Source organism: Peptoniphilus sp. oral taxon 836 str. F0141 (genome assembly GCF_000179335.1).
Taxonomy (GTDB): domain Bacteria; phylum Bacillota; class Clostridia; order Tissierellales; family Peptoniphilaceae; genus Peptoniphilus_A; species Peptoniphilus_A lacrimalis.
This window is the reverse complement of record NZ_AEAA01000097.1, coordinates 1-1272: the sequence shown is the minus strand read 5'-3', so window position 1 is coordinate 1272 and position 1272 is coordinate 1. Positions and strand designations below refer to the sequence as shown.

Genomic DNA, 1272 nt, shown 5'->3' with positions numbered 1-1272 from the left:
TATAAAAAATCTATTAAGCCTCCACCTACTTGTACCCGCTAGGGTGAAACAACAAAAAAGAAAGGAAGTGATAAAAATGGCAGACAGTTTTCATTTTTCAGTAAACATAATATCAAGAGGAAAAGGCAAAAGTGCAGTAGCAAGTGCAGCATATATAAGTGGAGAAAAAATAAAAAATGAATGGGACGGAGTAACCCATGACTATACAAGAAAAGAAAAAGTATTAGTAAAAAATATAATATTGCCTGATCATATACCAAAAGAATTTAATGATAGGTCTACCTTATGGAATAAAGTAGAAATGGCAGAAAAAAATTCTAATGCACAACTAGCAAGACAATTCATAATAGGACTACCAAAAGAATTAACTTTAAGTGAAAATAAAAACCTGGTTGAAAGATTTATAAAAGAAAATCTAACATCACAAGGAATGATAGTAGATTATGCAATTCATGATGAGAGTCAAGATAAAAATGGAAATATTCATTGTCATATAATGACCATAATGCGACCCATAAACGAAAAAGGAGAGTTCTTAGCAAAGTCAAAAAAAGAATATATCCTAGATGAACAAGGAGAAAAGATTTTAAACAAAAATGGAAAACCAAAGACAAGAAAAGTAGAACTAACAACATGGAACGATAAAGGCAATGTAGAAAAATGGAGAGAAAATTTTTCAGACCTTTGTAATGAATATCTTGCAAAAAACAAGATAGAAAAAAGAGTAGACCATAGGAGTTTTAAAAGACAAAATTCTGATTATCTACCGACAATCCATTTAGGATCAGCAGCAAGTGCAATGGAAAGAAAGGGAATAGAAACTGACAAGGGAAACTATAATAGAGAAATAAGAAAATATAATGAACTTGTAAAAACAATAAAAGAAGAGATAAAAACATTAAAGGATTGGATAGGAAATCTATTAGATAACTTGTCTACTGCTTATGAAAAATTTAAGGATATAGAAAGAGATAAGGTAATAGACAACCCTAAACTTTTTAATCTAACAAATTATCTATTAACTTATTCAGAAATTCAAAAAGAAAAAAGTAAATATCTAAAAGGATATGCCAAAACCAATAAAGAAAAGTATGACTTCAAAAAGCTAACGAGTGCATATAGCTATTTAAGAAAAAACAACATAGAAACCATAGGTCAGTTACAAACAAAAATAGAAACTTTAAAGTCTAATAGTTACAAAATAAATAAAAAAGCAAAGACAATCCATAAAGAAATGGAAGATGTAGAAAAGAAAATTCTATACTATGAAAT

General features: G+C 28.5%; 1 protein-coding gene. It reads left to right on the top strand.

Going from position 1 to position 1272, the window contains the following annotated elements:
• Positions 1-76: 76 nt before the first annotated feature.
• Positions 77-1272 (top strand): MobQ family relaxase (gene mobQ / locus HMPREF9131_RS04715; protein WP_009345691.1); only part of this gene is annotated, 1196 nt, incomplete at its 3' end.